General features: G+C 71.6%; 23 protein-coding genes. 9 read left to right on the top strand and 14 right to left on the bottom strand.

Features of this window, described 5'->3' with window-relative positions; all coding sequences use genetic code 11:
* Positions 1 to 3 precede the first annotated feature (3 nt).
* From M6G08_RS00205 to M6G08_RS00170, 8 genes are all read right to left on the bottom strand, one after another.
* Positions 4 to 759, bottom strand: coding sequence for an SDR family oxidoreductase (locus tag M6G08_RS00205; RefSeq protein ID WP_272585145.1), 756 nt, complete (start codon positions 757 to 759; stop codon positions 4 to 6).
* Positions 760 to 763: 4 nt separating this feature from the next.
* The gene (locus tag M6G08_RS00200) at positions 764 to 2,551 is read right to left on the bottom strand and encodes a glycoside hydrolase family 15 protein (RefSeq protein ID WP_272585144.1); all 1,788 of its coding nucleotides are present in this window, start codon (positions 2,549 to 2,551) and stop codon (positions 764 to 766) included.
* A gap of 103 nt (positions 2,552 to 2,654) precedes the next feature.
* A complete protein-coding gene (locus M6G08_RS00195) occupies positions 2,655 to 3,446 on the bottom strand; it encodes an SURF1 family cytochrome oxidase biogenesis protein (protein ID WP_272585143.1) in 792 nt (263 codons plus the stop codon).
* A 206-nt stretch (positions 3,447 to 3,652) separates the two neighbouring features.
* Positions 3,653 to 3,886, bottom strand: a complete 234-nt coding sequence (locus M6G08_RS00190) for a metallothionein (protein WP_071528763.1) — start codon at positions 3,884 to 3,886, stop codon at positions 3,653 to 3,655.
* 106 nt (positions 3,887 to 3,992) lie between these two features.
* Positions 3,993 to 4,985 carry a DEDDh family exonuclease gene (locus tag M6G08_RS00185; RefSeq protein ID WP_272585142.1) on the bottom strand — a complete coding sequence of 331 codons (993 nt, stop codon included), beginning with the start codon at positions 4,983 to 4,985 and terminating at the stop codon, positions 3,993 to 3,995.
* Positions 4,986 to 5,109: 124 nt separating this feature from the next.
* Entirely contained in the window at positions 5,110 to 6,117 is a 1,008-nt protein-coding gene (locus tag M6G08_RS00180) for a CopD family protein (protein WP_272585141.1), read from the bottom strand.
* Between the two features lie 222 nt (positions 6,118 to 6,339).
* The gene (locus tag M6G08_RS00175; protein WP_272585140.1) at positions 6,340 to 7,860 is read right to left on the bottom strand and encodes a S8 family peptidase; all 1,521 of its coding nucleotides are present in this window, start codon (positions 7,858 to 7,860) and stop codon (positions 6,340 to 6,342) included.
* A 95-nt stretch (positions 7,861 to 7,955) separates the two neighbouring features.
* Positions 7,956 to 9,530 carry a S8 family peptidase gene (locus tag M6G08_RS00170; protein WP_272585139.1) on the bottom strand — a complete coding sequence of 525 codons (1,575 nt, stop codon included), beginning with the start codon at positions 9,528 to 9,530 and terminating at the stop codon, positions 7,956 to 7,958.
* 265 nt (positions 9,531 to 9,795) lie between these two features.
* Between M6G08_RS00170 and M6G08_RS00165 the strand changes: the two genes are divergently transcribed.
* From M6G08_RS00165 to moaA, 3 genes are all read left to right on the top strand, one after another.
* Positions 9,796 to 10,152 carry a DUF485 domain-containing protein gene (locus M6G08_RS00165; RefSeq protein ID WP_217254157.1) on the top strand — a complete coding sequence of 119 codons (357 nt, stop codon included), beginning with the start codon at positions 9,796 to 9,798 and terminating at the stop codon, positions 10,150 to 10,152.
* Positions 10,149 to 11,783 (top strand): monocarboxylic acid transporter, encoded by a 1,635-nt coding sequence (locus M6G08_RS00160; RefSeq protein WP_272585138.1) that lies wholly within the window; start codon positions 10,149 to 10,151, stop codon positions 11,781 to 11,783. Before M6G08_RS00165 ends, M6G08_RS00160 begins: the two co-directional genes overlap by 4 nt.
* A gap of 157 nt (positions 11,784 to 11,940) precedes the next feature.
* Positions 11,941 to 12,930, top strand: a complete 990-nt coding sequence (gene moaA / locus M6G08_RS00155) for a GTP 3',8-cyclase MoaA (RefSeq protein WP_272585137.1) — start codon at positions 11,941 to 11,943, stop codon at positions 12,928 to 12,930.
* 32 nt (positions 12,931 to 12,962) lie between these two features.
* Here the strand turns inward: moaA and M6G08_RS00150 are convergent, their stop codons facing one another.
* A complete protein-coding gene (locus M6G08_RS00150; protein WP_073721353.1) occupies positions 12,963 to 13,196 on the bottom strand; it encodes a hypothetical protein in 234 nt (77 codons plus the stop codon).
* A 199-nt stretch (positions 13,197 to 13,395) separates the two neighbouring features.
* Complete coding sequence (locus M6G08_RS00145) at positions 13,396 to 13,794, bottom strand: DUF3099 domain-containing protein (RefSeq protein WP_272585136.1); 399 nt, start codon at positions 13,792 to 13,794, stop codon at positions 13,396 to 13,398.
* Positions 13,795 to 14,056: 262 nt separating this feature from the next.
* Between M6G08_RS00145 and M6G08_RS00140 the strand changes: the two genes are divergently transcribed.
* Positions 14,057 to 14,338 (top strand): GlsB/YeaQ/YmgE family stress response membrane protein, encoded by a 282-nt coding sequence (locus M6G08_RS00140; RefSeq protein ID WP_272585135.1) that lies wholly within the window; start codon positions 14,057 to 14,059, stop codon positions 14,336 to 14,338.
* 120 nt (positions 14,339 to 14,458) lie between these two features.
* Here the strand turns inward: M6G08_RS00140 and tyrS are convergent, their stop codons facing one another.
* The 3 genes from tyrS to M6G08_RS00125 form a co-directional block, all read right to left on the bottom strand.
* On the bottom strand, positions 14,459 to 15,727 hold the full coding sequence (tyrS, locus tag M6G08_RS00135; RefSeq protein WP_272585133.1) for a tyrosine--tRNA ligase: 1,269 nt from the start codon (positions 15,725 to 15,727) through the stop codon (positions 14,459 to 14,461).
* Positions 15,728 to 15,788: 61 nt separating this feature from the next.
* Entirely contained in the window at positions 15,789 to 17,186 is a 1,398-nt protein-coding gene (locus M6G08_RS00130) for a metallopeptidase TldD-related protein (RefSeq protein WP_272585132.1), read from the bottom strand.
* Positions 17,183 to 18,706: a TldD/PmbA family protein gene (locus tag M6G08_RS00125; protein ID WP_272585131.1), complete on the bottom strand. Its 1,524-nt coding sequence runs from the start codon at positions 18,704 to 18,706 to the stop codon at positions 17,183 to 17,185. Before M6G08_RS00125 ends, M6G08_RS00130 begins: the two co-directional genes overlap by 4 nt.
* A 271-nt stretch (positions 18,707 to 18,977) precedes the next feature.
* On the opposite strand from M6G08_RS00125, the gene fabG reads away from it, so the two are divergent.
* Together fabG and fabI are read left to right on the top strand one after the other, a co-directional pair.
* A complete protein-coding gene (gene fabG / locus M6G08_RS00120; RefSeq protein WP_272585130.1) occupies positions 18,978 to 19,682 on the top strand; it encodes a 3-oxoacyl-[acyl-carrier-protein] reductase in 705 nt (234 codons plus the stop codon).
* 5 nt (positions 19,683 to 19,687) lie between these two features.
* Positions 19,688 to 20,455 (top strand): enoyl-ACP reductase FabI, encoded by a 768-nt coding sequence (fabI, locus tag M6G08_RS00115; RefSeq protein ID WP_272585129.1) that lies wholly within the window; start codon positions 19,688 to 19,690, stop codon positions 20,453 to 20,455.
* Positions 20,456 to 20,542: 87 nt separating this feature from the next.
* On the opposite strand, the gene M6G08_RS00110 is transcribed toward fabI, so the two are convergent.
* Positions 20,543 to 21,220, bottom strand: coding sequence for a FadR/GntR family transcriptional regulator (locus tag M6G08_RS00110; RefSeq protein ID WP_272585128.1), 678 nt, complete (start codon positions 21,218 to 21,220; stop codon positions 20,543 to 20,545).
* Between the two features lie 58 nt (positions 21,221 to 21,278).
* On the opposite strand from M6G08_RS00110, the gene M6G08_RS00105 reads away from it, so the two are divergent.
* From M6G08_RS00105 to M6G08_RS00095, 3 genes are all read left to right on the top strand, one after another.
* The gene (locus tag M6G08_RS00105; protein ID WP_272585127.1) at positions 21,279 to 22,649 is read left to right on the top strand and encodes a CynX/NimT family MFS transporter; all 1,371 of its coding nucleotides are present in this window, start codon (positions 21,279 to 21,281) and stop codon (positions 22,647 to 22,649) included.
* Between the two features lie 46 nt (positions 22,650 to 22,695).
* Positions 22,696 to 22,812, top strand: a complete 117-nt coding sequence (locus M6G08_RS00100; protein WP_019329374.1) for an SGM_5486 family transporter-associated protein — start codon at positions 22,696 to 22,698, stop codon at positions 22,810 to 22,812.
* A 173-nt stretch (positions 22,813 to 22,985) separates the two neighbouring features.
* The gene (locus tag M6G08_RS00095) at positions 22,986 to 23,192 is read left to right on the top strand and encodes a hypothetical protein (RefSeq protein ID WP_272585126.1); all 207 of its coding nucleotides are present in this window, start codon (positions 22,986 to 22,988) and stop codon (positions 23,190 to 23,192) included.
* The last annotated feature ends 62 nt before the right edge of the window (positions 23,193 to 23,254 follow it).

The following is a 23,254-nucleotide window of genomic DNA, read 5'->3' as shown; positions in this document are numbered from 1 at the left end:
CGTCTAGAACCCGTGCCGCATCCCGCCGTCCACCGGCAGCATCACGCCCGTGACGTACGACGCCGCGGGGGACAGCAGGAAGGCCGCCGTGCGGCCGAACTCCTCCGGGGCGCCGTAGCGGCGCAGCGGGACCCGGGACTCGGCCGCCGCCCTCGTCGCCTCGGGGTCGGCGGACATGCCGTCCAGCTCGCGCACCCGGTCGGTGTCGATGCGGCCCGGCAGCAGGCCGACGACGCGGATGCCGCGCGGGCCCAGCTCGTCGGCGAGGGACTTGGCGAAGCCCGCCAGGCCGGGCCGCAGGCCGTTGGAGATGGTCAGGCCCGGGATCGGCTCGTGCACCGAGCCCGACAGCACGAAGCCGATGACGCCGCCGCCCTCCAGCTCGGCCGCCGCCGTCCGGGCCAGCCGCACCGCGCCGAGGAACACCGACTCGAACGCGGCCTGCCACTGAGCGTCCGTGTTGTCGGCGACGAACCCGGGCGGCGGCCCGCCCACGCTGATCAGTACGCCGTCGAAGCGGCCGAAGCGCTCACGGGCGGCCGCGATCAGCCGGCCGGCGGCCTCCGGGTGGGCGTTGTCGGCGGCCACGCCCACCGCGTCCGGCCCCAGCGCCGAGGCCGCCTCCGCGACGGTCTTCTCGTCCCGCCCCGTGACGACCACCTTCGCCCCGTCGGCGACCAGCTCGCGCGCGGCGGCGTTGCCCAGGCCCCGGGTGGCTCCCGTGACGACGTACACCCGGTTCTTCAGTCCAAGATCCATGGCCCTATCCTGCCCCCTCGTCCCCGAACAGGGCGAGGGCCGTGTTCACCAGACCGACGTGGCTGAACGCCTGCGGGAAGTTGCCCAGCTGATGGCCGGCGACCGGGTCGTACTCCTCGGCCAGCAGCCCCACGTCGTTGGCGAGCCCGACCAGCCGCTCGAACAGCGCACGGGCCTCCTTGGTCCGGCCCGTCGCGTGCAGCGCGTCCGCGTACCAGAACGAGCACACCAGGAAGGTGCCCTCGCTGCCCGGCAGCCCGTCGACCGGCTCGCCCTCGGTGCTGTACCGGCGCACGAGCCCGTCCCGGGACAACTCCGCGCCGATCGCGTCGACCGTCCCGACGACCCGGGGGTCGTCCGGCGGCAGGAACCCGACGCGCGGGATGAGCAGCAGCGAGGCGTCCAGCTCCCGCGAGCCGTAGGACTGGGTGAAGGTGTTGCGCTTTGGGTCGTAGCCCTTGTCGCACACCTCCCGGTGCACCTCGTCGCGCAGCGCGCGCCAGCCGTCCGGGTCACCGCCGCTCAGCTCGGGATGGTTCTCCAGGGTGCGCACCGCCCGGTCCAGCGCCACCCACGTCATCACCTTCGAGTGCACGAACTGGCGGCGCCCGCCGCGCACCTCCCACAGCCCTTCGTCGGGCTCGCGCCACGCCGTGGCCAGGAAGTCCATCAGCGCGCACTGCAGCTCCCACATCTGCGGCTGCGGGTGCATGCCGGCCAGCCGGGCCAGCGACAGGGAGTCCATGACCTCGCCGTACACGTCCAGCTGGAGCTGGTTCACCGCGTCGTTGCCGACCCGTACGGGCGTGGACCCGGCGAAACCGGACAGCCACGGCAGCTCGAACTCCGGCAGCCGCCGCTCACCCGCCAGGCCGTACATGATCTGCAGGTCGGCCGGGTTGCCCGCGACCGCGCGCAGCAGCCAGTCGCGCCAGGCCTCGGCCTCCTCCAGGTACCCGGCCGACAGCAGGGCGCCCAGGGTGAGGGTGGAGTCGCGCAGCCAGCAGAAACGGTAGTCCCAGTTGCGCACGCCGCCCGGCTCCTCGGGCAGCGAGGTGGTCGGCGCGGCCACGATGCCGCCGGTGGGCTTGTAGGTGAGCGCCTTCAGGGTGATCAGCGAACGGACGACGGCGTCCCGGTGCGGGCCGTCGTAGCGGCAGTGCGCGGCCCAGGCCCGCCAGTCCTCGACGCTGTGCTCCAGGGCGATGAACGGGTCGACCAGCGGAGGGCGGGGCTCGTGCGAGGGGTGCCAGGTGAGGACGAAGGCGACCTTCTCGCCCTCGGCGATCGTGAACTCCGCATGGGTCCCGAAGTCCTGCCCCCAGCTGCGCACCTCCGGCTCGCTGCGCAGCCACGCCGAGTCCGGCCCGGCGACCGCGACCCGGTGCCCGTCGGTCCGGCGCATCCAGGGCACGACCGAGCCGTAGTCGAAGCGCAGCCGCAGCACACTGTGCACGGTGACCTCGCCGCGCAGACCCTCCACGACGCGTACGAGGTCGGGGGCGCGGTCGCGCTGGGGCATGAAGTCGGTGACCCGAACCGCGCCGTCCGCGGTCTCCCACTCGGTGTCCAGGACCAGGGTGTCCGGCCGGTAGGCGCGCCGAGTGCAGCGCTGAGCCCCCTTGGGGGCGATGCGCCAGTGACCGTTGTCCTCGTCGCCGAGCAGCTTGGCGAAGCAGGCGGCGGAGTCGAAACGGGGCAGACAGAGCCAGTCGACGGAACCGTCCGTGCCGACCAGACCCGCGGTCTGCTCGTCGCCGATGAGCGCGTAGTCCTCGATGTGGGGGTGCACGGGGTCCGTCTTCCCGACGAGGAGCGGAGCAATCGGGTCCGTCCGTGTGCTCCGTCCGTGTGCTCCGTCTGCGCGCCGCTGTCGGGACGCCCTTGACGGGCGGCTAGACCTTCGCGGGTTCCGCCTGCGCCGGTGCCACGTCCTCGGCGGCCTCACGTTCGCGCTTCTCGCGACGGACCAGGAACCACCAGCCGACCGGTACGGCCGCGGCGAACAGCCACCACTGGATCGCGTACGCGAAGTTCAGCGCGGCGTCCGCGTTGCCGGGTTTGCCGATCCGCTCCGGGGTGTTGTTCTCCGGCTCCGGCTCGATCAGGGCGACGTACCCGCCGAGCACCGGGGCGTCCAGGCGCTCGGCCTGCTGCTCGCTGTTGATGAGCATGATCTGCCGGTCCGGCAGGCCCTCCAGGTCCTTGATGCCGCTCGCCTCGGTCGTCTCGTCGGGCATCAGCCGCCCGGTGACGGTGATCTCTCCGCCGGGCGGTGCGGGGATCTCGGGGAACGCGGTCTGGCTCGGGCCGTCGGCGGGGATCCAGCCCCGGTTGACCAGCAGGATCCTGCCGTCGTCCAGCACGAACGGGGTCAGCACGTGGTAGCCGATGTTGTCGTCGGAGTCGGTGCGGCGGCGGACGACGACCTCGCGGTCCGTGTCGAAGCGCCCCTGCGCGGTGACGGTCCGGTACCGCTCACTGGTGGTGATCTTCTTGCCGGGAGCGGTCAGCGACTCGGCGGGCACCGGCGCCGCGTCGAGCGCCCGCGCGACGAGGTCGTTCCGGGCGGTGCGATCCTCGTAGCGGTGCATCTGCCAGAAGCCCAGCCAGATCATCGTGGGGATGAGCAGCACGGCGATCAGGGTGAGGATCACCCACTGGCGGGACAGGAGGAAGCGGTACACGCGTCGACGGTACCTTGACCGCGCTCGGCCCTCGCGGGGAGGTCCCTGCGAGGGCCGTGGCCCCGCGTCGGCGGGGAGTACACGACCGGCTTGTAGCGCCGTGGGGTCCACCGCGGAGCATTCCCGCGTCGGCGGGGAGCACGTTCGACATTCACGCCGCGGCGTGGGTCTCAGCGAGCGGTTTGCCCGGTGGTCGTGCGAAGCGCTCAGACCTTGTCGACGATCCCCGCCCTCCCCTCCGCGCGGGCGCAGTGGGCGCCGCAGTACCAGTGGCCCTCGACCTCGACGCCCTGGCCGATGATCTGCACGCGGCAGTGCTCGCAGATGGGGGCCATCCGGTGGATCGCGCAGGAGAAGCAGTCGAAGACGTGCACCGCTCCCTGGGCGTGGACCTCGAAGGTCATTCCGTAGTTGTTGCCGCAGACTTCGCATGTCGCCATGCGCCACAGGGTGAGCCGTCGCCGCGACGCGGGCGAGCGGGCGCCGGGCGAGTCGCCCGGAATCACCCGTCCGTACGGCTCGCCCGGGAAGCTTGCCCGGCCCGGCTCAGGGCTCCGCGTCCGCCGGTTCGACGTCCCTCAGGAGCTGGCCGAAGGCCGCCTCGTCCACCACCGGCGTCCCGAACTGGCGCGCCTTGACCACCTTCGACGTGCCCGAGTCCGGGTCGTTGGTGACCAGCAGGCTGGTCAGCCGGGACAGACTCGTGGCGACGTGCAGCCCGGCCTCGGTGGCACGGTCCTCCAGCAGGTCCCGCTCGACGGAGGTGTCACCCGAGAAGGCGACCCTCATGCCTTGCTTGAGTCTTTTGCCCGCTTCGTACCGGCCCGGGTTGGGATAGGGGCATGCGGGCCTTTTGCGGGAGGGGCGCCAACTCGTCGGCCGGTAGCCGCCGTAACCGGCCTGCTGTCCGATCCGGGGGGCGGGCGCGTCCGACCACTCGGTCAGCGGCCGGCACTCGTGCAACGGCAGCCGCAGACCTCCCGCCGCCGCGGCGAGCAGGCTCGGCCGGAACGCCTCCGCCAGCACCCGCGCGTCGTCCAGCGCGTGGTGCGCCCGCCGCTGTACGACGCCGAAGTGGGCGGCCAGCGACTCCAGCTTGTGGTTGGGCAGCGGCAGGGCCAGCGCCTTGGACAGCGCGATGGTGCACAGCCGTTGCCGCACCGGGGCCTCACGCCTCGCGCGGGCGTACTCGCGGGCGATCATCTGCCAGTCGAAGACGGCGTTGTGCGCGACGAGCACCCGCCCGTCCAGACGGGCGGCGAACTCCTCGGCGACGTCCGGGAAGAGCGGCGCGTCCCGGAGCACCTCACTCGTCAGACCGTGTATCCACACCGGCCCCGGGTCCCGCTGGGGATTGACCATGGTGTACCAGTGGTCCTCGACCTCGCCGCGGGCGTCCAGACGGTAGACGGCCGCGGAGATTATCCGGTCGTCGCGGGCCAGTCCGGTGGTCTCCACGTCGACGACCGCGTACCCCTGCGGATACGCGGCCGGCCACGCCGTGGCGGACGGCGCTGCGGTCGTGCGGTCTTCGAGCATGGTCCATGAGGATACGGGCCACGACCGACACTCCGGTGCGGCAGGGGCCGCACGGCGCTGAGGCGAAACGGTTCCTCCGCCAAGCGGCCGACCGTGAGCGGGCGTTGCGGGACTCACCACCGGATCACCACCGGATCGGCACCGGAAGGGCCGTCAGCAGCCCCGAGACCGCGACCACCACACCGAGTACGGCGACCTCCGCGCGCGCGGGGGAGCAGGCGGCCAGCGGGTCGGGCGCGCGGCTCAGCCGGACCCTGGCCCACAGGGCGAGAGCCGCGACCGCGACCATGAGGATGACCTTGGCGAGCAGGACCCGCCCGTACGCCGTGTCCGTCAGCTGGTCCGCGATCGTGCCCGGCGGCATGCGGCGCAGCGAACTGCACACGCCCGTCGCCGTGATGGCCGCCAGCAGAACGGCCGCCACGCGCGCGTAGAGGCCCAGCAGCGCCGGGCCCGCCTCGGCCTGCCGCCAGGTGCGCAGGGTCCGCAGCACGTACAGGAGGCCGCCCACCCACAGGGACGCGCACGTCAGGTGGACGAGGGTGAGTCCCGATCCGAGCAGCGGGCTGTACTCGGTCGTGGGGTGCGCGCGCAGCGCCTCGGCGACGATCACCGCGGCCAGCGGCCAGACCTGGAGGCCGGGGCGCCGGGAGGTGGCGCACAGGCCGACCGCGAGGAAGCCGTTGACCTCCAGGAGGGCGAGTTTCCCGTCGCGGGACGAGTAGAGCCCGCCGACGTCGATGTCGGCGGCGCTGTCCGGCACCAGGTTGCCGGTGGCCACGACCGACGCCAGGCCCAGCGCGGCCACGAAGCCGGCGGCGGCCGCGTACGGGGCCCAGCTGCGGGGGCGCTGCGCGGGAGCGCCGGGGAGCGACCCGGCGAGCCGGTTCACGAAGAGTTCGCCGACCGGGACGCTCAGGGCGGCGAAGAGCACCGTGCGCAGCAGGGCTATGCCGCCGGTGCCCGGGGCCTCGGCCTCCCCGGTGCCGTGCAGGGCGGGGGACGGGCCGAGGGCGGGTATCAGCGCGGCCAGCACCACCAGCACGAGCACGGCCGCGGCCCGGCCGGTGCCGGATGGCCGCGCGTGCCGTCCGGTGCCGGTGGTCCGGGACGGGGGTCTTGTCAAGGTCACCTCGAGATCTTCACCAGCTCCCCCAGATCCGGGCAAGTTCCGGAAAACAACTGGCGGTCCGGCATTCCGCACATGAGGACGTTTTCGGTCGCCGTACGGTTCGAGGGAGCCGGGAAGGGAGTGAGTGACGCGTCACACCCCGGTACGCACACGGCGGGCCGGGAGATCGCTCCCGGCCCGCCGCACGCGCGCGTGGTGACCGCCGCGGTCACCGTGCGGGTACTACCAGGTGACCGCGTCCAGCGCGTCGGTCATGCCCCAGCCGTAGAAGCCGTTGCGGTTCTTCGGGCCCTCGCACACCGCGTCGGCCTTGCCGTCGCCGTCGATGTCGTACGGCTTGGTGCACGCGGTGGCGTCGGCCTGGGCGTACAGCAGGGCCTTGACCATGGCCGGGGGAGCGTACGGGTGCGTCGACTTGATCAGGGCGGCGACGCCCGCGACATGCGGGGACGCCATCGACGTACCGGCCATGTAGCCCCACTTGCCGCCGGGCAGCGTGCCCAGGATCAGTCCGCTGGTGGCGGGCGGCTCGGGGGTCTGGTAGGCCGTGGAGTCGCCGCCGGGCGCGGCGATGTCGATGACGCCCAGACCGTGGTTGGAGAACGACGACTTGAGGCCCTTGGCGCCGGTCGAGGCGACCGTCACGACGCCGGGCAGCTGGGTCGGGATGTCCAGGCACTCGGACGGGTCCACGACCCGGTCGCCGGGCGTGGTGTCGTTCGGGGAGGACGGGTCGGTGATCTCGTCGGCGGAGAGGTCGTAGTTCTCGTTGCCGGCCGCGGCGACGTTGACCGCGCCCTTCTTCTCCGCGTACCGAGCGGCCCGGCTGACGGCCTCGACGAGGGCCTTCTGATCCGGGTCGTTCTTGCAGTTGAAGTACCAGGGGTCGGTGTAATAGCTGTTGTTGGTCACGTCCACGTCGTGCTCCGCCGCCCACATGAAGCCGCAGACCACGGCCTCGGTGTAGAAGAAGCCGTCGGGGTTGGAGACCTTGATGCCGGAGACCTTCACCCCGGGCGCCACGCCCGTCATGCCGATGCCGTTCTTCGCCGCGGCGATCTCCCCGGCCACGTGGGTGCCGTGCGGGCTCTCCGCCGCGCTCGGCCGCCAGGCGCCGTCGGTGGTGTCCGGCTTGCCGGAGACGCAGTTGACGGAGGCCTCACGGTCGAAGTTCGGGGCGATGTCCGGGTGGGTGTCGTCGACGCCGGTGTCGATGACCGCGACGGTGACGTCCGCGCTGCCCAGCGACTTCTCGTGCGCCTTGTCCGCCTTGATGGCGGGCAGGTCCCACTGGAGGGACTGCAGCGGGTCCTGGCCCTCGGCGGCCTCGGCGGCGGCGATCTCCTCGCCGCTGAGCACCTTGGGCGCACCGGTGTCGGTGGTGGCGGCCGACGGCAGCGGAGCGGTGCGGGTGGCGCCGGCCGACTGCACGCCGCGCGCCTTGCGGACGGCCTTGGCGAAGTCCGCGTTCGAGGAGTGGACGACGACCACGCCGATCCGGTCGTACGACGTCACGATCGTGCCGCCGGCCTTGGCTATCGCCCGCTTCACGTGCGCCGAGGGGCCGTGCCCGGGACGGACGTTGACGACGTAGCTCATCGAGGACGACGAGTCCGCCGACAGCGTGGGAGCGGCCTCCGCGGCGGAGGCCGGGACGCCCGGCAGGAAGGCCAGCGACGCGGCCACGGCCATGCCGGCCGGGATCGCGAGGGCACGGCGGTGACGCGGGTGAGGAGCTGTCATGTGCGGTGTCTCCAGTTCGTTCGTGCAGTCGTTGCCGGAAGGGAGAGGAAAGTCTGAGTGGTGGGCGGTGAGTGGTGGGCGGTGAGCCGGGCGGGTCACCTCACCGCGCGCAGCGCGTCGACGATGCCGTAGCCGTAGAAGCCGTTGACCCGCTTGCCGCCGTCGCAGCCGGCGTCCTGCGTGCCGTCGCCGTCCTGGTCGTAGGAGGCCGGGCAGCCCGGGTTGTCGGCCTGGGCCTTCAGCAGCCACTGGAGCTGCGCCGGGGACGCCCAGGGGTGCTCCGACTTCAGCAGCGCGGCGACGCCCGCGGCGTGCGGGGAGGCCATCGAGGTGCCCTGGAGCCAGCCGTACTCGTTGTTCGGCATGGTCGACAGGATGCGGCCGTTCTTCGACGGCGTGTCCGGGGTCTGGTAGCGCCCGTCGCCGCCCGGCGCCGCGACGTCCACGACGCCCTTGCCGTACGAGGAGTAGTAGGACTTCTCCTTGTCGACGCCCGTGGCGCTGACGGTGACGATGCCCGGCAGCTGGGTCGGCACGTCGAAGCACTCGTGCGGGTCGATGGTCCGCGTCACCGGCGTCGAGTCGTCGGGGCTGGAGTCGTCGACGATGGCGTCGGAGTCCAGGTCGTGGTTGGAGTTGCCGGCGGAGGCCAGGTGGAGGGTGCCCTTGCGCTGGGCGTACAGCTGGGCCCGGTTGACCGCGTCGACGATGGCGCGCTGGTCCGGGTCGTCCATGCAGTTGTACAGCCAGGGGTCCACGTAGTAGCTGTTGTTGGTGATCTCCACGCCGTGGTCGGCGGCGAACATGAAGGCGCAGACGACGTTCTCGGGGTAGAAGAGCCCGTTGTCCGGGTCGCTCACCTTGATGCTGGAGACCTTCACGCCCGGGGCCACACCGGCGACGCCGATGCCGTTGCGGGCGGCGGCTATCTCACCGGCGACGTGGGTGCCGTGGTAGTCGTCGGCGGTGTACGGCCGCCAGGCGCCCTCGCTGGTGTCCGCCTTGCCGCCGACGCAGTTGGCGGACTGCGAGGCGGAGAAGTTCGGGGCGAGGTCGGGGTGGGTGTCGTCGACGCCGGTGTCTATGACGGCGACGGTGACCCGGGAACTGCCCGGGTTGATCTTCGCGGCCTTGTCGGCGCCTATCGCGCGCAGGTCCCACTGGTCCGCTTCCAGCGGCTCGCCCGCCCCGGCGGCCTCGGACGCCTTCGCGGTCCGCGCGGCCTGCTCGTCGGTGAGCGGCTCGGCGGCACCCTGGTCGGTCGTCCCGGCGGCGGTCAGCGGCGCGGTGCGGGTCGCGCCCGCGGACTGCACCCCGCGGGCCTCGCGTATCTCCTCGCCGAAGTCCGGGTTGGCCGAGTGGACGACGATCACGCCGATCTTCCGGTAGGTGGCGACGACGCTGCCGTCGGCCTCGGCTATCGCCCGCTTCACCGACGCGATCGTGCGGTGGTCCGTCCGCGTGTTGACCACGTACGCGAGGTCGGGTGCGTCCGTGCTGCCGGCGGTCCGGGCGGCCTCCTGGGCGGTGTCCGCACCCGGTGCGGCCGAGGCGGCGGCCGGCAGGAAGCCGAGGGACGCGGTGAGCGACAGCACGACCGGCACGGCGAGAGCGAGCCGCCGTCTGGAGCGCGGCGGCCGCGACGAACACGTCGAACGCAGATGATCCATGGGGTCTCCACATCATCCGGAAGAGGGACCGGCCCGAGACACGGGTGGTGACCGGGCAGGTACATGACGGAGTGGTGCAGGGCGAAGCTATCCCTCGTGGCCGCCGGCCAGCAATGACCCGCAACGGGAGACTTCGGAAAGTGCCGCACGGGTTGAACCGGTGCCGGTGGGGCGCCGTGTCGTTGGTCAGGGAGTCCGAGCACGATCAGGCCCCCGCGAGAACACCGAGGTACAAGCCGTCATGTCCGTCGTACGAGGAGACTCCGTGGCCACCGACGCACCGCCCCCCTCGAAAGAGGAACGCCATCTTCCGTCACCCGAGGAGTTCTCCGAAGTGCAGCAGAGCGCTGAGTTCGCCGAACTGCGCCGCTCCTTCCGCTCCTTCGCCTTCCCGCTGACGATCGCGTTCGTCGCCTGGTACCTGCTGTACGTGCTGCTGTCGAACTACGCCGGCGGCTTCATGGGCACCAAGCTCTTCGGCAACATCAACGTCGCCTTCGTCTTCGGCATCGCCCAGTTCGTCACCACGTTCCTCATCGCCTGGTGGTACTCGCGGCACGCCGCCGCGAAGCTCGACCCCAAGGCCGAGGCCATCAAGTCCCGGATGGAGGGCGGCGCATGAGCCCCGCACAGACCGTTCTCGCCGCCGAACTCGCCGCCAACGAGGCCAGCGAGCACCGGCCGCTGATCATCACCCTCTTCGCCCTCTTCGTCCTCGCGACGCTGGGCATCACCGTCTGGGCCGGCCGCCAGACCAAGGACGCCGCCGACTTCTACGCGGGCGGCCGGTCCTTCAGCGCCTTCCAGAACGGCCTCGCCGTCTCCGGCGACTACATGTCGGCCGCGTCCTTCCTCGGCATCGCCGGCGCCATCGCCCTCTTCGGCTACGACGGCTTCCTCTACTCCATCGGCTTCCTGGTCGCCTGGCTGGTCGCCCTGCTCCTGGTCGCCGAGCCGCTGCGGAACTCCGGCCGCTACACCATGGGCGACGTCCTCGCCTACCGCATGCGCCAGCGCCCCGTGCGCACCGCCGCCGGCACCTCCACCATCGTCGTCTCGATCTTCTACCTGCTGGCCCAGATGGCGGGCGCGGGCATCCTCGTCTCGCTGCTGCTGGGCATCACCTCCGACGCGGGCAAGATCCTCATCGTCGCCCTCGTCGGCATCCTGATGATCGTGTACGTCTCCATCGGCGGCATGAAGGGCACCACCTGGGTCCAGATGGTCAAGGCCGTCCTGCTGATCGGCGGCACCATCCTGATCACCTTCCTGGTGCTGCTGAAGTTCGACTTCAACATCTCCGACCTGCTGGGCACCGCCGCGGAGCGCAGCGGCGAGGGCGCCGCCTTCCTGGAGCCCGGGCTGAAGTACGGCGCCACCGGCACCACCAAACTGGACTTCATCTCCCTGGGCCTCGCCCTGGTGCTCGGCACCGCCGGCCTGCCGCACATCCTGATCCGCTTCTACACCGTGCCCAACGCCAAGGCCGCCCGTAAGTCCGTGAACTGGGCCATCGGCATCATCGGCGCCTTCTACCTGATGACCATCGCCCTCGGCTTCGGCGCCGCCGCCCTCGTCGGCAAGGAGGAGATCATCGCCTCCAACGCCTCCGGCAACACGGCCGCGCCGCTGCTCGCCCTGCACATCGGCGGCGTCGACTCGGCCTGGGGCGCGATCCTGCTCGCCACCATCTCGGCGGTGGCCTTCGCGACCATCCTCGCCGTGGTCGCCGGCCTCACCCTCGCCTCGTCGTCGTCCTTCGCGCACGACATCTACGCCAACGTCATCCGCAAGGGCAAGGCCACCGAGAAGGAGGAGATGCGGGCGGCCCGCTGGGCGACCGTGTTCATCGGCATCGTCTCCATCGCGCTGGGCGCCCTCGCCCGCGACCTGAATGTGGCGGGCCTGGTCGCCCTGGCCTTCGCGGTCGCCGCCTCCGCCAACCTGCCGACGATCCTGTACAGCCTCTTCTGGAAGCGGTTCACCACCCAGGGCGCCCTGTGGTCGATCTACGGCGGCCTGATCGTCGCCGTCGGCCTGGTGCTGTTCTCGCCCGTGGTCTCCGGCGACCCGAAGGCGATGTTCCCCGACGTCGACTTCGCCTGGTTCCCGCTGCAGAACCCGGGGCTCATCTCCATCCCGTTCGGTTTCCTCATGGGCTGGCTCGGCACGGTCCTGTCGAAGGAGAGGCCCGACACGACGAAGTACGCGGAGCTCGAGGTCCGGTCCCTGACCGGCACCGGAGCCCACTGATCCACCCCGCGCGGGGCCCCCTCGTAGGGATCTACGACGGGGCTCCGCCGTACGTCGTAGGGATCGGCCCGCTGTCGTTGTCGGACGCGTCACGTAGGCTCGCAGGTGTCGGAGGAGAGAAGTGCTCCGCCGATCCGCGTCGAGGGAGGGGGCCCACGTGCTCATCGACACCTACGGCCGAGTGGCCACCGACCTGAGGGTCTCGCTGACCGACCGCTGCAATCTGCGCTGCACCTACTGCATGCCCGAAGAGGGCCTCCAGTGGCTGGCCAAGCCCGACCTGCTCACGGACGACGAGATCGTCCGCCTCATCGACATCGCCGTCACCTCCCTCGGTATCGAGGAGGTCCGCTTCACCGGCGGCGAGCCCCTGCTGCGTCCCGGCCTCGTGGGGATCGTGGAGCGCGTCGCGGCCCTGGAGCCGCGCCCCCAGATGTCCCTCACCACCAACGGCATCGGCCTCAGGCGCACGGCGGCGGCCCTGAAGGACGCCGGCCTGGACCGGGTCAACGTCTCGCTGGACACGCTGCGCCCGGACGTCTTCAAGACCCTCACCCGCCGCGACCGCCACAAGGACGTCCTGGAGGGCCTGGAAGCGGCCCGCGAGGCCGGCCTGACCCCCGTCAAGGTCAACTCCGTCCTCATGCCGGGGCTCAACGAGGACGAGGCCCCCGACCTGCTCGCCTGGGCCGTGGAGCACGACTACGAGCTGCGTTTCATCGAGCAGATGCCCCTGGACGCCCAGCACGGCTGGAAGCGCGAAGGCATGATCACCGCCGGTGACATCCTCAGCTCCCTGCGCACCCGCTTCGAGCTGACCGCCGAGGGCTCCGAGGAGCGCGGGTCGGCCCCCGCCGAGCGCTGGCTCGTGGACGGCGGCCCGCACCGGGTCGGCGTCATCGCCTCCGTCACCCGCCCCTTCTGCTCGGCCTGCGACCGTACCCGCCTGACCGCCGACGGCCAGGTGCGCACCTGCCTGTTCGCCACCGAGGAGACCGATCTGCGGGCCGCCCTGCGCTCCGACGCACCGGACGAGGAGATCGCCCGCATCTGGCGGCTGGCCATGTGGGGCAAGAAGGCCGGCGCCGGCCTCGACGACCCGGCCTTCGTCCAGCCCGACCGGCCGATGTCGGCGATCGGGGGATAGGACAGCCCGATAGGAGCCCGACAGGGCGGCCCCTAGGAGCCCGCGGGGGCTTCCCACTCGTCCAGCGGGACCACGTCCTTCAGGAAGCCGCGCACTCCGAGGAACTGCGACAGGTGCTCCCGGTGCTCGTCGCAGGCGATCCACGTCTTGCGCCGCTCCGGCGTGTGGATCTTCGGGTTGTTCCAGGCCAGCACCCACACGGCGGCGGTGCGGCAGCCCTTCGCGGAGCAGATAGGGGCGGTTTCCGGGGCGGTCTCGTCACTCACAGGTTCGTCTCACAGGTCCACACACAAGGCGACGCCGAGCAGCCACGGGGGGAGCTGCCCGGCGTCGGTCCGTCGCTCCGACGGGGGATGCGGAGCGCGTACGAAGTATGTCACGGGTCACCCATCGCCCGGCACCGGAACCACATGATTCATCTGAGCATTTCTTCGGCCTGGCGAGGAATCGACGTGCGTCCCGCGGTCAGGCTCGTGCGCGGGGCTCACCGGCGGCGCCCGGAGTGGCTGCGGGCGAGGCGTCCTCCGGGTCGGATTCCGCCGGACCGTCGTCGTCGCGCGGCGGCGTGATCATCGGGGCGGTCGGCATCGTCACGAACGTCGACGGCAACGATGGCGCGTTCTCGCGCCCGGCGTTCGCGATCACCACGGCGATGTACGGCAGTACCGCGCCCAGGACCAGCGCCACGATCGCCACGTGCCGTTCCACGTTCCACAGGCAGGCCGCGAGGACCACCGACAGGGTACGGATCGACATCGAGATGACGTACCGGCGCTGCCGGCCGCGCACGTCTTCCTGAAGGCCCGTCCGGGCCCCGGTGATCCGGAACACCTCGGCCTTGCCGCCGGCACTCTGCTTCCGCATCTGGTTCCACCATCCGCCCGCATCGGACTCTCCCCGCCCCGCTCCCGTCCGCGGCCGCACGGGGACTCCGGTCCCGGACAACTCTCCACGTTACGCCGCACCTGCGCCGTCCACGAGACCGGGGCACCCTCCGGCCCGCCCGCAGGACCTGCGCCGCACCGCGCAGCCCGGTACCCCATTCGGCCCCACCCGCCATGCGCCGTACGCGGTACGGCCGAACACTGGCCGTATTGCTCGTTTGGAGCCGATTGAGGAGGCAGCCATGGGCTGGTTGTGGGCGATCATCGTCGGATTCGTGCTGGGTCTGATCGCCAAGGCGATCATTCCCGGGAAGCAGCACAGCCCTCTGTGGCTGACCACCATCTTCGGCATCCTCGGAGCCATCGCCGGTAACGCGATCGCCCGCGCCGTCGGCGTGGAGGCTACCCGCGGCATCGACTGGTGGCGGCACCTGTTCCAGCTGGTGGCCGCGGTCATCATCGTGGGCGTCGGCGACGCGCTCTACATGGCGGTGCGCGGCAACAAGCGGCGCGAACGGGCCTGAGTGTCCCGAACGGACCCGAGCGTCAGAAGGGCCTCCTGATGGTCCGCACGCTCCCGTACGGCCAAGGGGCGGTCTCCGGCAGCCGTACGGCTGCCGGAGACCGCCCCTTGACGCGTGCGCTCAGCCGCCGGTGACCTCGACCGCGGCCAGGTTCTTCTTGCCGCGGCGCAGCACCAGCCACCGTCCGTGCAACAGCTCCTCGCGGGCGGGGACGGCGTCCTCGGCGGCGACCTTGGCGTTGTTCACGTAGGCGCCGCCCTCCTTCACCGTGCGCCGGGCGGCGGACTTGCTGGCGACCAGGCCGACCTCGGCGAACAGGTCCACGACCGGGGCCGGCTCGGCGACCCGCACGTGCGGCAGCTCGGACAGGGCCGCGGCCAGCGTCCGCTCGTCCAGCTCCGCCAGGTCGCCCTGGCCGAAGAGGGCCTTGGACGCGGCGATCACGGCGGCCGTCTGGTCGGCGCCGTGCACCAGCGTCGTCAGCTCCTCGGCCAGCGCGCGCTGCGCGGCCCGCGCCTGCGGACGCTCCTCGGTCTGCTGCTCCAGCTCCTCCAGCTCCGTCCGGGAACGGAAGGACAGGATGCGCATGTAGCGCGAGATGTCCCGGTCGTCCACGTTCAGCCAGAACTGGTAGAACGCGTACGGCGTGGTCATCTCCGGGTCCAGCCAGACGGCGCCGCCCTCGGTCTTGCCGAACTTGGTGCCGTCCGCCTTGGTCATCAGTGGCGTCGCGTAGGCGTGCACGGACGCGTCCGGCTCCAGCCGGTGCAGCAGGTCGAGGCCGGCCGTCAGGTTGCCCCACTGGTCGCTGCCGCCCTGCTGCATCGTGCAGCCGTAGCGCCGGTAGAGCTGGAGGAAGTCCATCGCCTGGAGGAGCTGGTAGCTGAACTCCGTGTAGCTGATGCCCTCGGAGGACTCCAGGCGCCGGGCGACCGAGTCCTTGGTCAGCATCTTGTTGACCCGGAAGTGCTTGCCGATGTCCCGCAGGAACTCGATGGCGGACAGGCCCTCGGTCCAGTCGAGGTTGTTGACCATCAGGGCCGCGTTCTCGCCCTCGAAGGACAGGAACGGCTCGATCTGGCCGCGCAGCCGCTCGACCCAGCCCGCGACGGTCTCCGGCGAGTTCAGAGTGCGCTCGGCGGTCGGCCGCGGGTCGCCGATCTGGCCCGTCGCGCCGCCGACCAGCGCCAGCGGCCGGTGCCCGGCCTGCTGGAGCCGGCGCACGGTGAGCACCTGCACCAGGTGCCCCACGTGCAGGGACGGCGCGGTCGGGTCGAAACCGCAATAGAACGTGACGGGACCGTCCGCGAGCGCCTTGCGCAAAGCATCCTCATCGGTGGACTGGGCGAACAGCCCACGCCACTTCAGCTCGTCGACGATGTCCGTCACGGTTCTCGTGTCTCCTACATGCTCATGATCTTCGGCAGCCAGGTGGCGGCCGACTACGAGGTTATACGCCCTGACTGACAGAGCTCATATTGAAGTCCGGCACCCTCAGGGCGGGCATCGCAGCCCTAGTGAACCAGTCGCCCCACTCCCTGGGCAGCGTCTTTTCCGTCCGCCCGGCCTCGGTGGCCCGGCCCAGCAGGCTCACCGGCGACTCGTTGAACCGGAAGTTGTTCACCTCGCCGACCACCTCGCCGTCCTCGACGAGGTAGACACCGTCCCGGGTCAGCCCGGTCAGCAGCAGCGTCGCCGGGTCGACCTCGCGGATGTACCAGAGGCAGGTCAGCAGCAGCCCGCGCGAGGTGCCGGCGACCATCTCGTCCAGGGACCGGCCCGGGGCCCCGCCGTCCAGGACCAGGTTGCCGACGGCCGGCGCCACCGGGAGCCCGGTCAGCCCGGCGCTGTGCCGGGTGGTGGTCAGCCGATGCACCTCGCCCGCGCGGATCCAGTCGGTCGCCGCGACCGGCAGCCCGTTGTCGAACACCGACTGGTCGCCGCCCGAGGAGTGCGCCACCACGAACGGCGCGCACTCCAGACCCGGCTCGTGCGGATCGCTGCGCAGGGTCAGCGGCAGCTCGCCCAGCCGCTCGCCCACGCGCGTGCCGCCGCCCGGCTTGGAGAACACCGTGCGCCCCTCGGCCGCGTCCCGCCCCGACGCCGACCAGAACTGGTAGATGAGCAGGTCGGCGACCGCGGTGGGCGGCAGCAGAGTCTCGTACCGTCCCGCGGGCAGCTCCACCCGCCGCTCGGCCCAGCCGAGCCGAACCGCGAGCTCCGCGTCGAGCGCGGCCGGGTCGACGTCCTTGAAGTCCCGCGTGGCCCGGCCCGCCCACGCCGACCGGGTGCGGTCCGGCGACTTGGCGTTCAGCTCCAGCGTCCCGTTCGGCTGGTCGTGCCGCAGCCGCAGCCCCGTGGACGTGCCCACGTAGGTGGACGTCATCTCGTGGTTGGCGAAGCCGTACAGCTCCCGTCCGCCCGCACGCGCGCGTGCGAACGCCTCCCCGAGGGCCGGCGCGAAGCCGGCGAACACGGCCGACGAGGTCTCGGCGGGCGCGTCGGTGAAGTCGGGCGACGCGGGCACGTCCGTGACCAGCGGCCGCGCGTCCTCGGCCGGTCCGGCACCGCGCGCGGCGGCCTCGGCGGCGCGCACCAGGGGCTCCAGCTCGTCCACGGTCACCGCGGAGCGCGACACGACGCCGGACGCCGTGCCCTCCCGCCCGTCGACGGTGGCGACGACCGTGAGCGTGCGCCCGCGCGTGACACCGTTCGTGGTGAGGGCGTTGCCCGCCCAGCGCAGGTTGGCGGTGGACTCCTCGTCGGCGATCACGACGCAACCGTCGGCCCGGGACAGCTCCAGCGCCCGCTCGACGATCTCGTGCGGCCTGCTCGTGCGCGCGCTCATCGACCCGCCTCCTGGGTGGTGTTGAGGATGTTGACTCCCTTGAAGAGGGCGGACGGGCAGCCGTGCGAGACGGCCGCCACCTGCCCCGGCTGCGCCTTGCCGCAGTTGAAGGCGCCGCCCAGGACGTACGTCTGCGGGCCGCCGACGGCCGCCATGGAGCCCCAGAAGTCGGTGGTCGTCGCCTGGTAGGCCACGTCCCGCAGCTGACCGGCGAGCCGACCGTTCTCGATCCGGAAGAACCGCTGACCGGTGAACTGGAAGTTGTACCGCTGCATGTCGATCGACCAGGACCGGTCCCCGACGACGTAGATCCCGCGTTCCACGCCCCCGATCAGGTCCTCCGTGGACAGCCCGCCGGGATCCGGCCGCAGCGACACGTTGGCCATGCGCTGCACGGGCACGTGGGCGGGGGAGTCGGCGTACGCGCACCCGTTGGACCGCTCGAAGCCGGTGAGCCGCGCGATCCGCCGGTCCAGCTGGTAACCCACCAGCGTCCCGTCCTTCACCAGATCCCAGGACTGGCCCGCCACGCCCTCGTCGTCGTACCCGATGGTCGCGAGCCCGTGCTCGGCGGTGCGGTCGCCGGTGACGTTCATCAGCTCCGAGCCGTAGCGCAGCTTGCCGAGCCGGTCGAAGGTGGCGAAGGAGGTGCCGGCGTAGGCGGCCTCGTAGCCGAGGGCGCGGTCCAGCTCGGTGGCGTGCCCGATGGACTCGTGGATGGTCAGCCACAGGTTCGACGGGTCGACGACCAGGTCGTACAGGCCCGCCTCGACGCTCGGCGCCCGCATCTTCTCGGCCAGCAGCTCCGGGATGCCGGCCAGCTCGGCGTCCCAGTCCCAGCCGGTGCCGGTCAGGTACTCCCAGCCGCGCCCGGCGGGCGGGGCCAGGGTGCGCATGGAGTCGAACTCGCCGCTGGAGTCGTCCACCGACACGGCGGTCAGCACCGGATGCAGCCGCACCCGCTGCTGCGTCGTCACGGTTCCGGCGGTGTCGGCGTAGAACTTGTTCTCGTGCACGGTGAGCAGCGAGGCGTCCACATGGTCGACCCCGTCGGCCGCCAGCAGGCGCGCGCTCCAGTCGGCCAGCAGGGCCGACTTCTCGGCGTCGGGCACGGTGAACGGGTCGATGTCGTACGCCGAGATCCAGGTCTTGTCGGCGTGCACGGGCTCGTCGGCGAGCTCCACCCTCTCGTCCGACCCCGCCGCCTTGATCACCTGCGCGGAGAGCTTCGCCATGGCCACCGCCTGGGACGCCACCCTGGCGGCGGCGTCCATGGTCAGGTCCACCCCCGACGCGAAGCCCCAGGTACCGCCGTGCACCACGCGCACCGCGTACCCGAGGTCGGTGGTGTCCGAGGACCCGGCGGGCCTGGCGTCCCTCAGGCGCCAGGAGGCGTCCCGCACCCGCTCCAGCCGGAAGTCCGCGTGCTCGGCGCCGAGGGCGCGCGCCCGGGCCAGGGCGGCGTCGGCGAGGGCGCGCAGGGGGAGTGCTGTGAAGGCTTCGTCGATGCTATGGGGCACCTGCGTCTCTTTCTGTCGACTGGACGAGGCCGGGGCGCACCGGGCCGGTGTGTCCGCGGTCGCTCCGATCATGTCGCCCATCTCGCTGCCGGACCAGAGGTTTCCGACCGGTCCGCGCACGGTTCTGTAGGGATCCGACAGTCACTCCCGTAAGCCACTGTGGGTGCCCGAATGTCCCCGGCCGGTCCCCGACCGATAGGTTTTCGAGGAAGCCGCCTGCTCTCCACGGGGCCGGGCGGGTGCACCAGACCGCTATTGAAAGGGTGATCCGTTGAGCCGCTCGGTTCTCGTCACCGGAGGAAACCGGGGCATCGGCCTCGCCATCGCCCGCGCATTCGCCGACGCCGGCGACAAGGTCGCGATCACGTACCGCTCGGGCGAGCCGCCTGCCGGCTTCCTGGCCGTCAAGTGCGACATCACCGACAGCGAGCAGGTGGAGCAGGCCTACAAGGAGATCGAGGAGACGCACGGTCCCGTCGAGGTCCTGATCGCCAACGCCGGCGTTACCAAGGACCAGCTCCTGATGCGGATGTCGGAGGAGGACTTCACCTCCGTCGTCGACACCAACCTCACCGGCACCTTCCGCGTCGTCAAGCGCGCCAACCGCGGCATGCTGCGGGCCAAGAAGGGCCGCGTCGTGCTCATCTCGTCGGTGGTCGGGCTCCTCGGCTCCGCGGGGCAGGCGAACTACGCCGCCTCCAAGGCCGCCCTGGTCGGCTTCGCCCGCTCCCTCGCCCGTGAGCTGGGCTCGCGCAACATCACCTTTAACGTCGTGGCGCCCGGTTTCGTCGACACCGACATGACCCGGGAGCTCACCGAGGAGCAGCAGACGAAGATCATCGCGCAGGTGCCGCTGGCGCGGTACGCGCGGCCGGAGGAGATCGCCGCGACGGTGCGGTTCCTCACCTCGGACGACGCCTCGTACATCACTGGAGCCGTCATCCCCGTTGACGGCGGACTGGGAATGGGTCACTGATCACCATGAGCGGAATTCTCGAGGGCAAGCGCATCCTGATCACCGGTGTGCTGACGGAGGCCTCGATCGCCTTCCACGCCGCCAAGCTGGCCCAGGAGCAGGGCGCCGAGGTCATCCTGACCGCGTTCCCGCGGCCCACGCTGACCGAGCGTGTCGCCAAGAAGCTGCCCAAGCCCACCAAGGTCATCGAGCTGGACGTCACCAACGACGAGCACCTCGGGCGCCTGGCCGACGTCGTCGGCGAGGAGCTGGGCGGCCTCGACGGAGTCGTCCACTCCATCGGTTTCGCCCCGCAGGACGCGCTCGGCGGCAACTTCCTGAACACGCCGTTCGAGTCGGTCGCCACGGCCATGCACGTCTCGGCGTACTCCCTGAAGTCGCTGACCATGGCCTGCCTGCCGCTGATGCAGAACGGTGGTTCCGTCGTCGGCCTCACGTTCGACGCCCAGTACGCCTGGCCGCAGTACGACTGGATGGGCCCGGCCAAGGCGGCGCTGGAGGCCACCAGCCGCTACATGGCCCGTGACCTGGGCAAGCAGAACATCCGCTGCAACCTGGTCTCGGCCGGCCCGCTCGGCTCCATGGCCGCCAAGTCCATTCCCGGCTTCGGGGAACTGGCCTCGGTGTGGGACAGCCGGGCCCCGCTGGAGTGGGACCTCAAGGACCCCGAGCCGGCCGGCCGCGGCGTCGTCGCGCTGCTCAGCGACTGGTTCCCGAAGACCACGGGCGAGATCGTCCACGTGGACGGCGGTCTGCACGCCATCGGCGCCTGAGCCGACGTCCCCGCGGGGCCCGCATCCACCCGGGTGCGGGCCCTCGGTGTGTGACCGCGCGGGTGGACCACGCGCGGGGGAGCCGGGTCAGCCGATCCGGCCCGCGCGGCACTGGAACGGGTAGCCCGCGGCCTCCGTGTGCGCCGTCTCGGCGTCGCCCGCGCGGATCGCGTCGACCAGCCTGGTGTGGTCCATGCGCGTCTCCGGTGTCAGCTCGCCGCCCACGTCCACGCGCAGCCAGTCCCGCATCACCTCGCCGAGGTCCGCGTACATCGCGGTCATCACGTCGTTGTGCGAGGCCGCCACGACGGCCAGGTGGAAGGTCGAGTCCGCCGTCACGTACGCCTCCGCGTCGCCCGTCTGCCACGCTTCCTCGCGGCGTGCGAGGAGCGCGTCGAGCTGCCTGAGGTCCTTCTCCGTGCGCCGCTCGGCGGCCAGCCGGGCGGCGGCGGACTCCAGGGTGGAGCGCAGCTCGGCGATGTGCCGCGGGTCGGCCTCGGCGAAGCGGCGCTGCATCACGCCGGCCAGCTCGCTGGTTGCCACGACGTACGTGCCGGAGCCCTGGCGGATGTCCAGCAGGCCGTTGTGGGCCAGCGCGCGGACCGCCTCCCTCACCGTGTTCCGGGCGACCCCGAGCTGGTCGACCAGCTCGGGCTCCGTCGGGATGCGGGAGCCGACCGGCCACTCGCCCGAGGCGATCTGCTGCCGCAGTGCCGCGATGACCTGCTCGGACAGTGCCGAGCGACGGGGATGGCTCAGGGGCATGGCTCACCTTCACGCGCGAGTCGACAAGCGAGTGGACAATCAATCATCCCATGATTCTATGATGGGTCTCATGGCTAGTGACGAGACCCGGACCGACACACGGACGGAGACGCGGACGGAGACACGGGCGATGCGGCAGACGGAGACCACGCGGTCGTCGACCGGCACGCGCGCGTGGACGCCGTGGATGACCCGTCTGCTCGTTCTCGGCATCGTGCTGGCCGCGCTCAACCTGCGCCCCGCCATCACGAGCCTGGGCGCCCTCCTGGAAGAGGTCCGCGACGGACTCGGCATGAGCGGCAGCGTGGCCGGACTGCTCACCTCCGTGCCCCCGCTGTGCTTCGCCGTCTTCGGCGTCGCCGCCCCGCGCCTCGCCCGCCGCTTCGGTCCCGGCGCGGTGGTCTTCGGCGGCATGGTCGCCATCACCGCCGGCCTGCTGATACGCCCGTACGCGGGCGGCACGGCGGGCTTCCTGGCCGCCACCGCCCTCGCCCTGATGGGCATCGCCCTCAGCAACGTGCTGATGCCGGTCATCGTCAAGCGCTTCTTCCCCGACCGGGTCGGTTCCATGACGGGCCTCTACTCGATGGCCCTCGCCTTCGGCACCTCGATCGCCGCCGCGGCGACCGTGCCCGTGACGAACGCGCTGGGCGGGCACTGGCAGCCCGGCCTCGCGGTGTGGGCCGTGCCGGGCGCGGCGGCCGCCCTGGCGTGGATCCCGTTCGTACGGGCCCGGAAGGCCTCGGTGTCCGCCGAGTCCGCCGAGTCCGCCGAGTCCGCAGGGTCCGCCGGGTCCGACGATCGGCGTGCGGACGCCGACGGCCGCAGGGCCGAGCAGCCCCCGCTGCGCATCACCCGCAGCCGCACGGCCTGGGCACTCGCCGTCTTCTTCGGCCTCCAGGCCACCGCCGCCTACATCACGATGGGCTGGATGGCGCAGATCTTCCGGGACGCGGGCGTCTCCGCCGGCACCGCCGGTCTGCTGCTCGCCGTCATCATGGTGATGGGCGTGCCGCTCGCCTTCGTCATCCCGCGCGTGGCCACCCGCCTGCCCCACCAGGGGCCGATCGTGGTCGTGCTGGGCGTGTGCGGACTGGCCGGATACGCCGGGCTGTACTTCGCCCCGGCCGGCGGCGCCTGGGTCTGGGCCCTGCTCCTCGGCGTCTCCAACTGCGCCTTCCCGCTCGCGCTGACCATGGTCGGGATGCGGGCCAGGACCGGCGCGGGCGTCGCCCAGCTGTCCGCCTTCGCGCAGAGCACCGGCTACCTGATCTCCATCCCGGGGCCGCTGCTGGTGGGTGTGCTCTACCAGCACAGCGGGGGCTGGGGCCTGCCGATCGCGCTGATGAGCGCCCTGATGGTGCCGCAGATCGTGGTGGGCGTGCTCGCGGGGCGCGACCGCACGGTGGAGGACGAAGCGGTCCGCTGACCGGGCCCGCGTCCCGGGCGTGGGCGGCGGATGCGAGACTTGCCGTATGCCAGTCCTCGACCCGAACCCCCAGCACGGCCAGAAGAAGATGCTGATCGTCTTCGGCTCCTTCCTCGCGATCTTCGTGATCATCGGCATCGTGGCGACGATCGCCTCACCGTGACGCCGCCCGGGGGTGGGGTTAACCCCCCATCCCCTAGGGGGTGAGGGTCAGGGTCAAGTGGGTGGACCTCCGGATGGGACGGGCCCCGCGGATTCCGTAGCTTCGAGATGTGCCCGCTTCAGGCGGGCCGCGCAGCACGGACCAGGGACGCCCGAAGACCCGCGGAGGCACTCATGTCGGCCCCTACCCACACCCGGCCTCCCCAGGCGACCAGGGGCGGCGTCGACATCCGGCTGCCCTGGTGGGCCCTCGCCCTGCCCGTGCTCGCCTTCGTGACCCTGCTCCTGCTGATACTCAACCCCGCCGACGCCCACGCCGCCGCGGGGGAACCCGGGATCGCCCACCTCGTGGCGTGGCTGCGGCAGCTGATCGCGCGCTGAGGACGGACCACGTCGCTGAACGCGCGCCGGCGGGGGTGAATCCGCATGTCAACTCCCTGCGC

Source organism: Streptomyces sp. M92 (assembly GCF_028473745.1).
Classification (GTDB): domain Bacteria; phylum Actinomycetota; class Actinomycetes; order Streptomycetales; family Streptomycetaceae; genus Streptomyces.
Note: the sequence above shows the minus strand (reverse complement) of the source record. Positions and strands in the feature narration are given on the sequence as shown.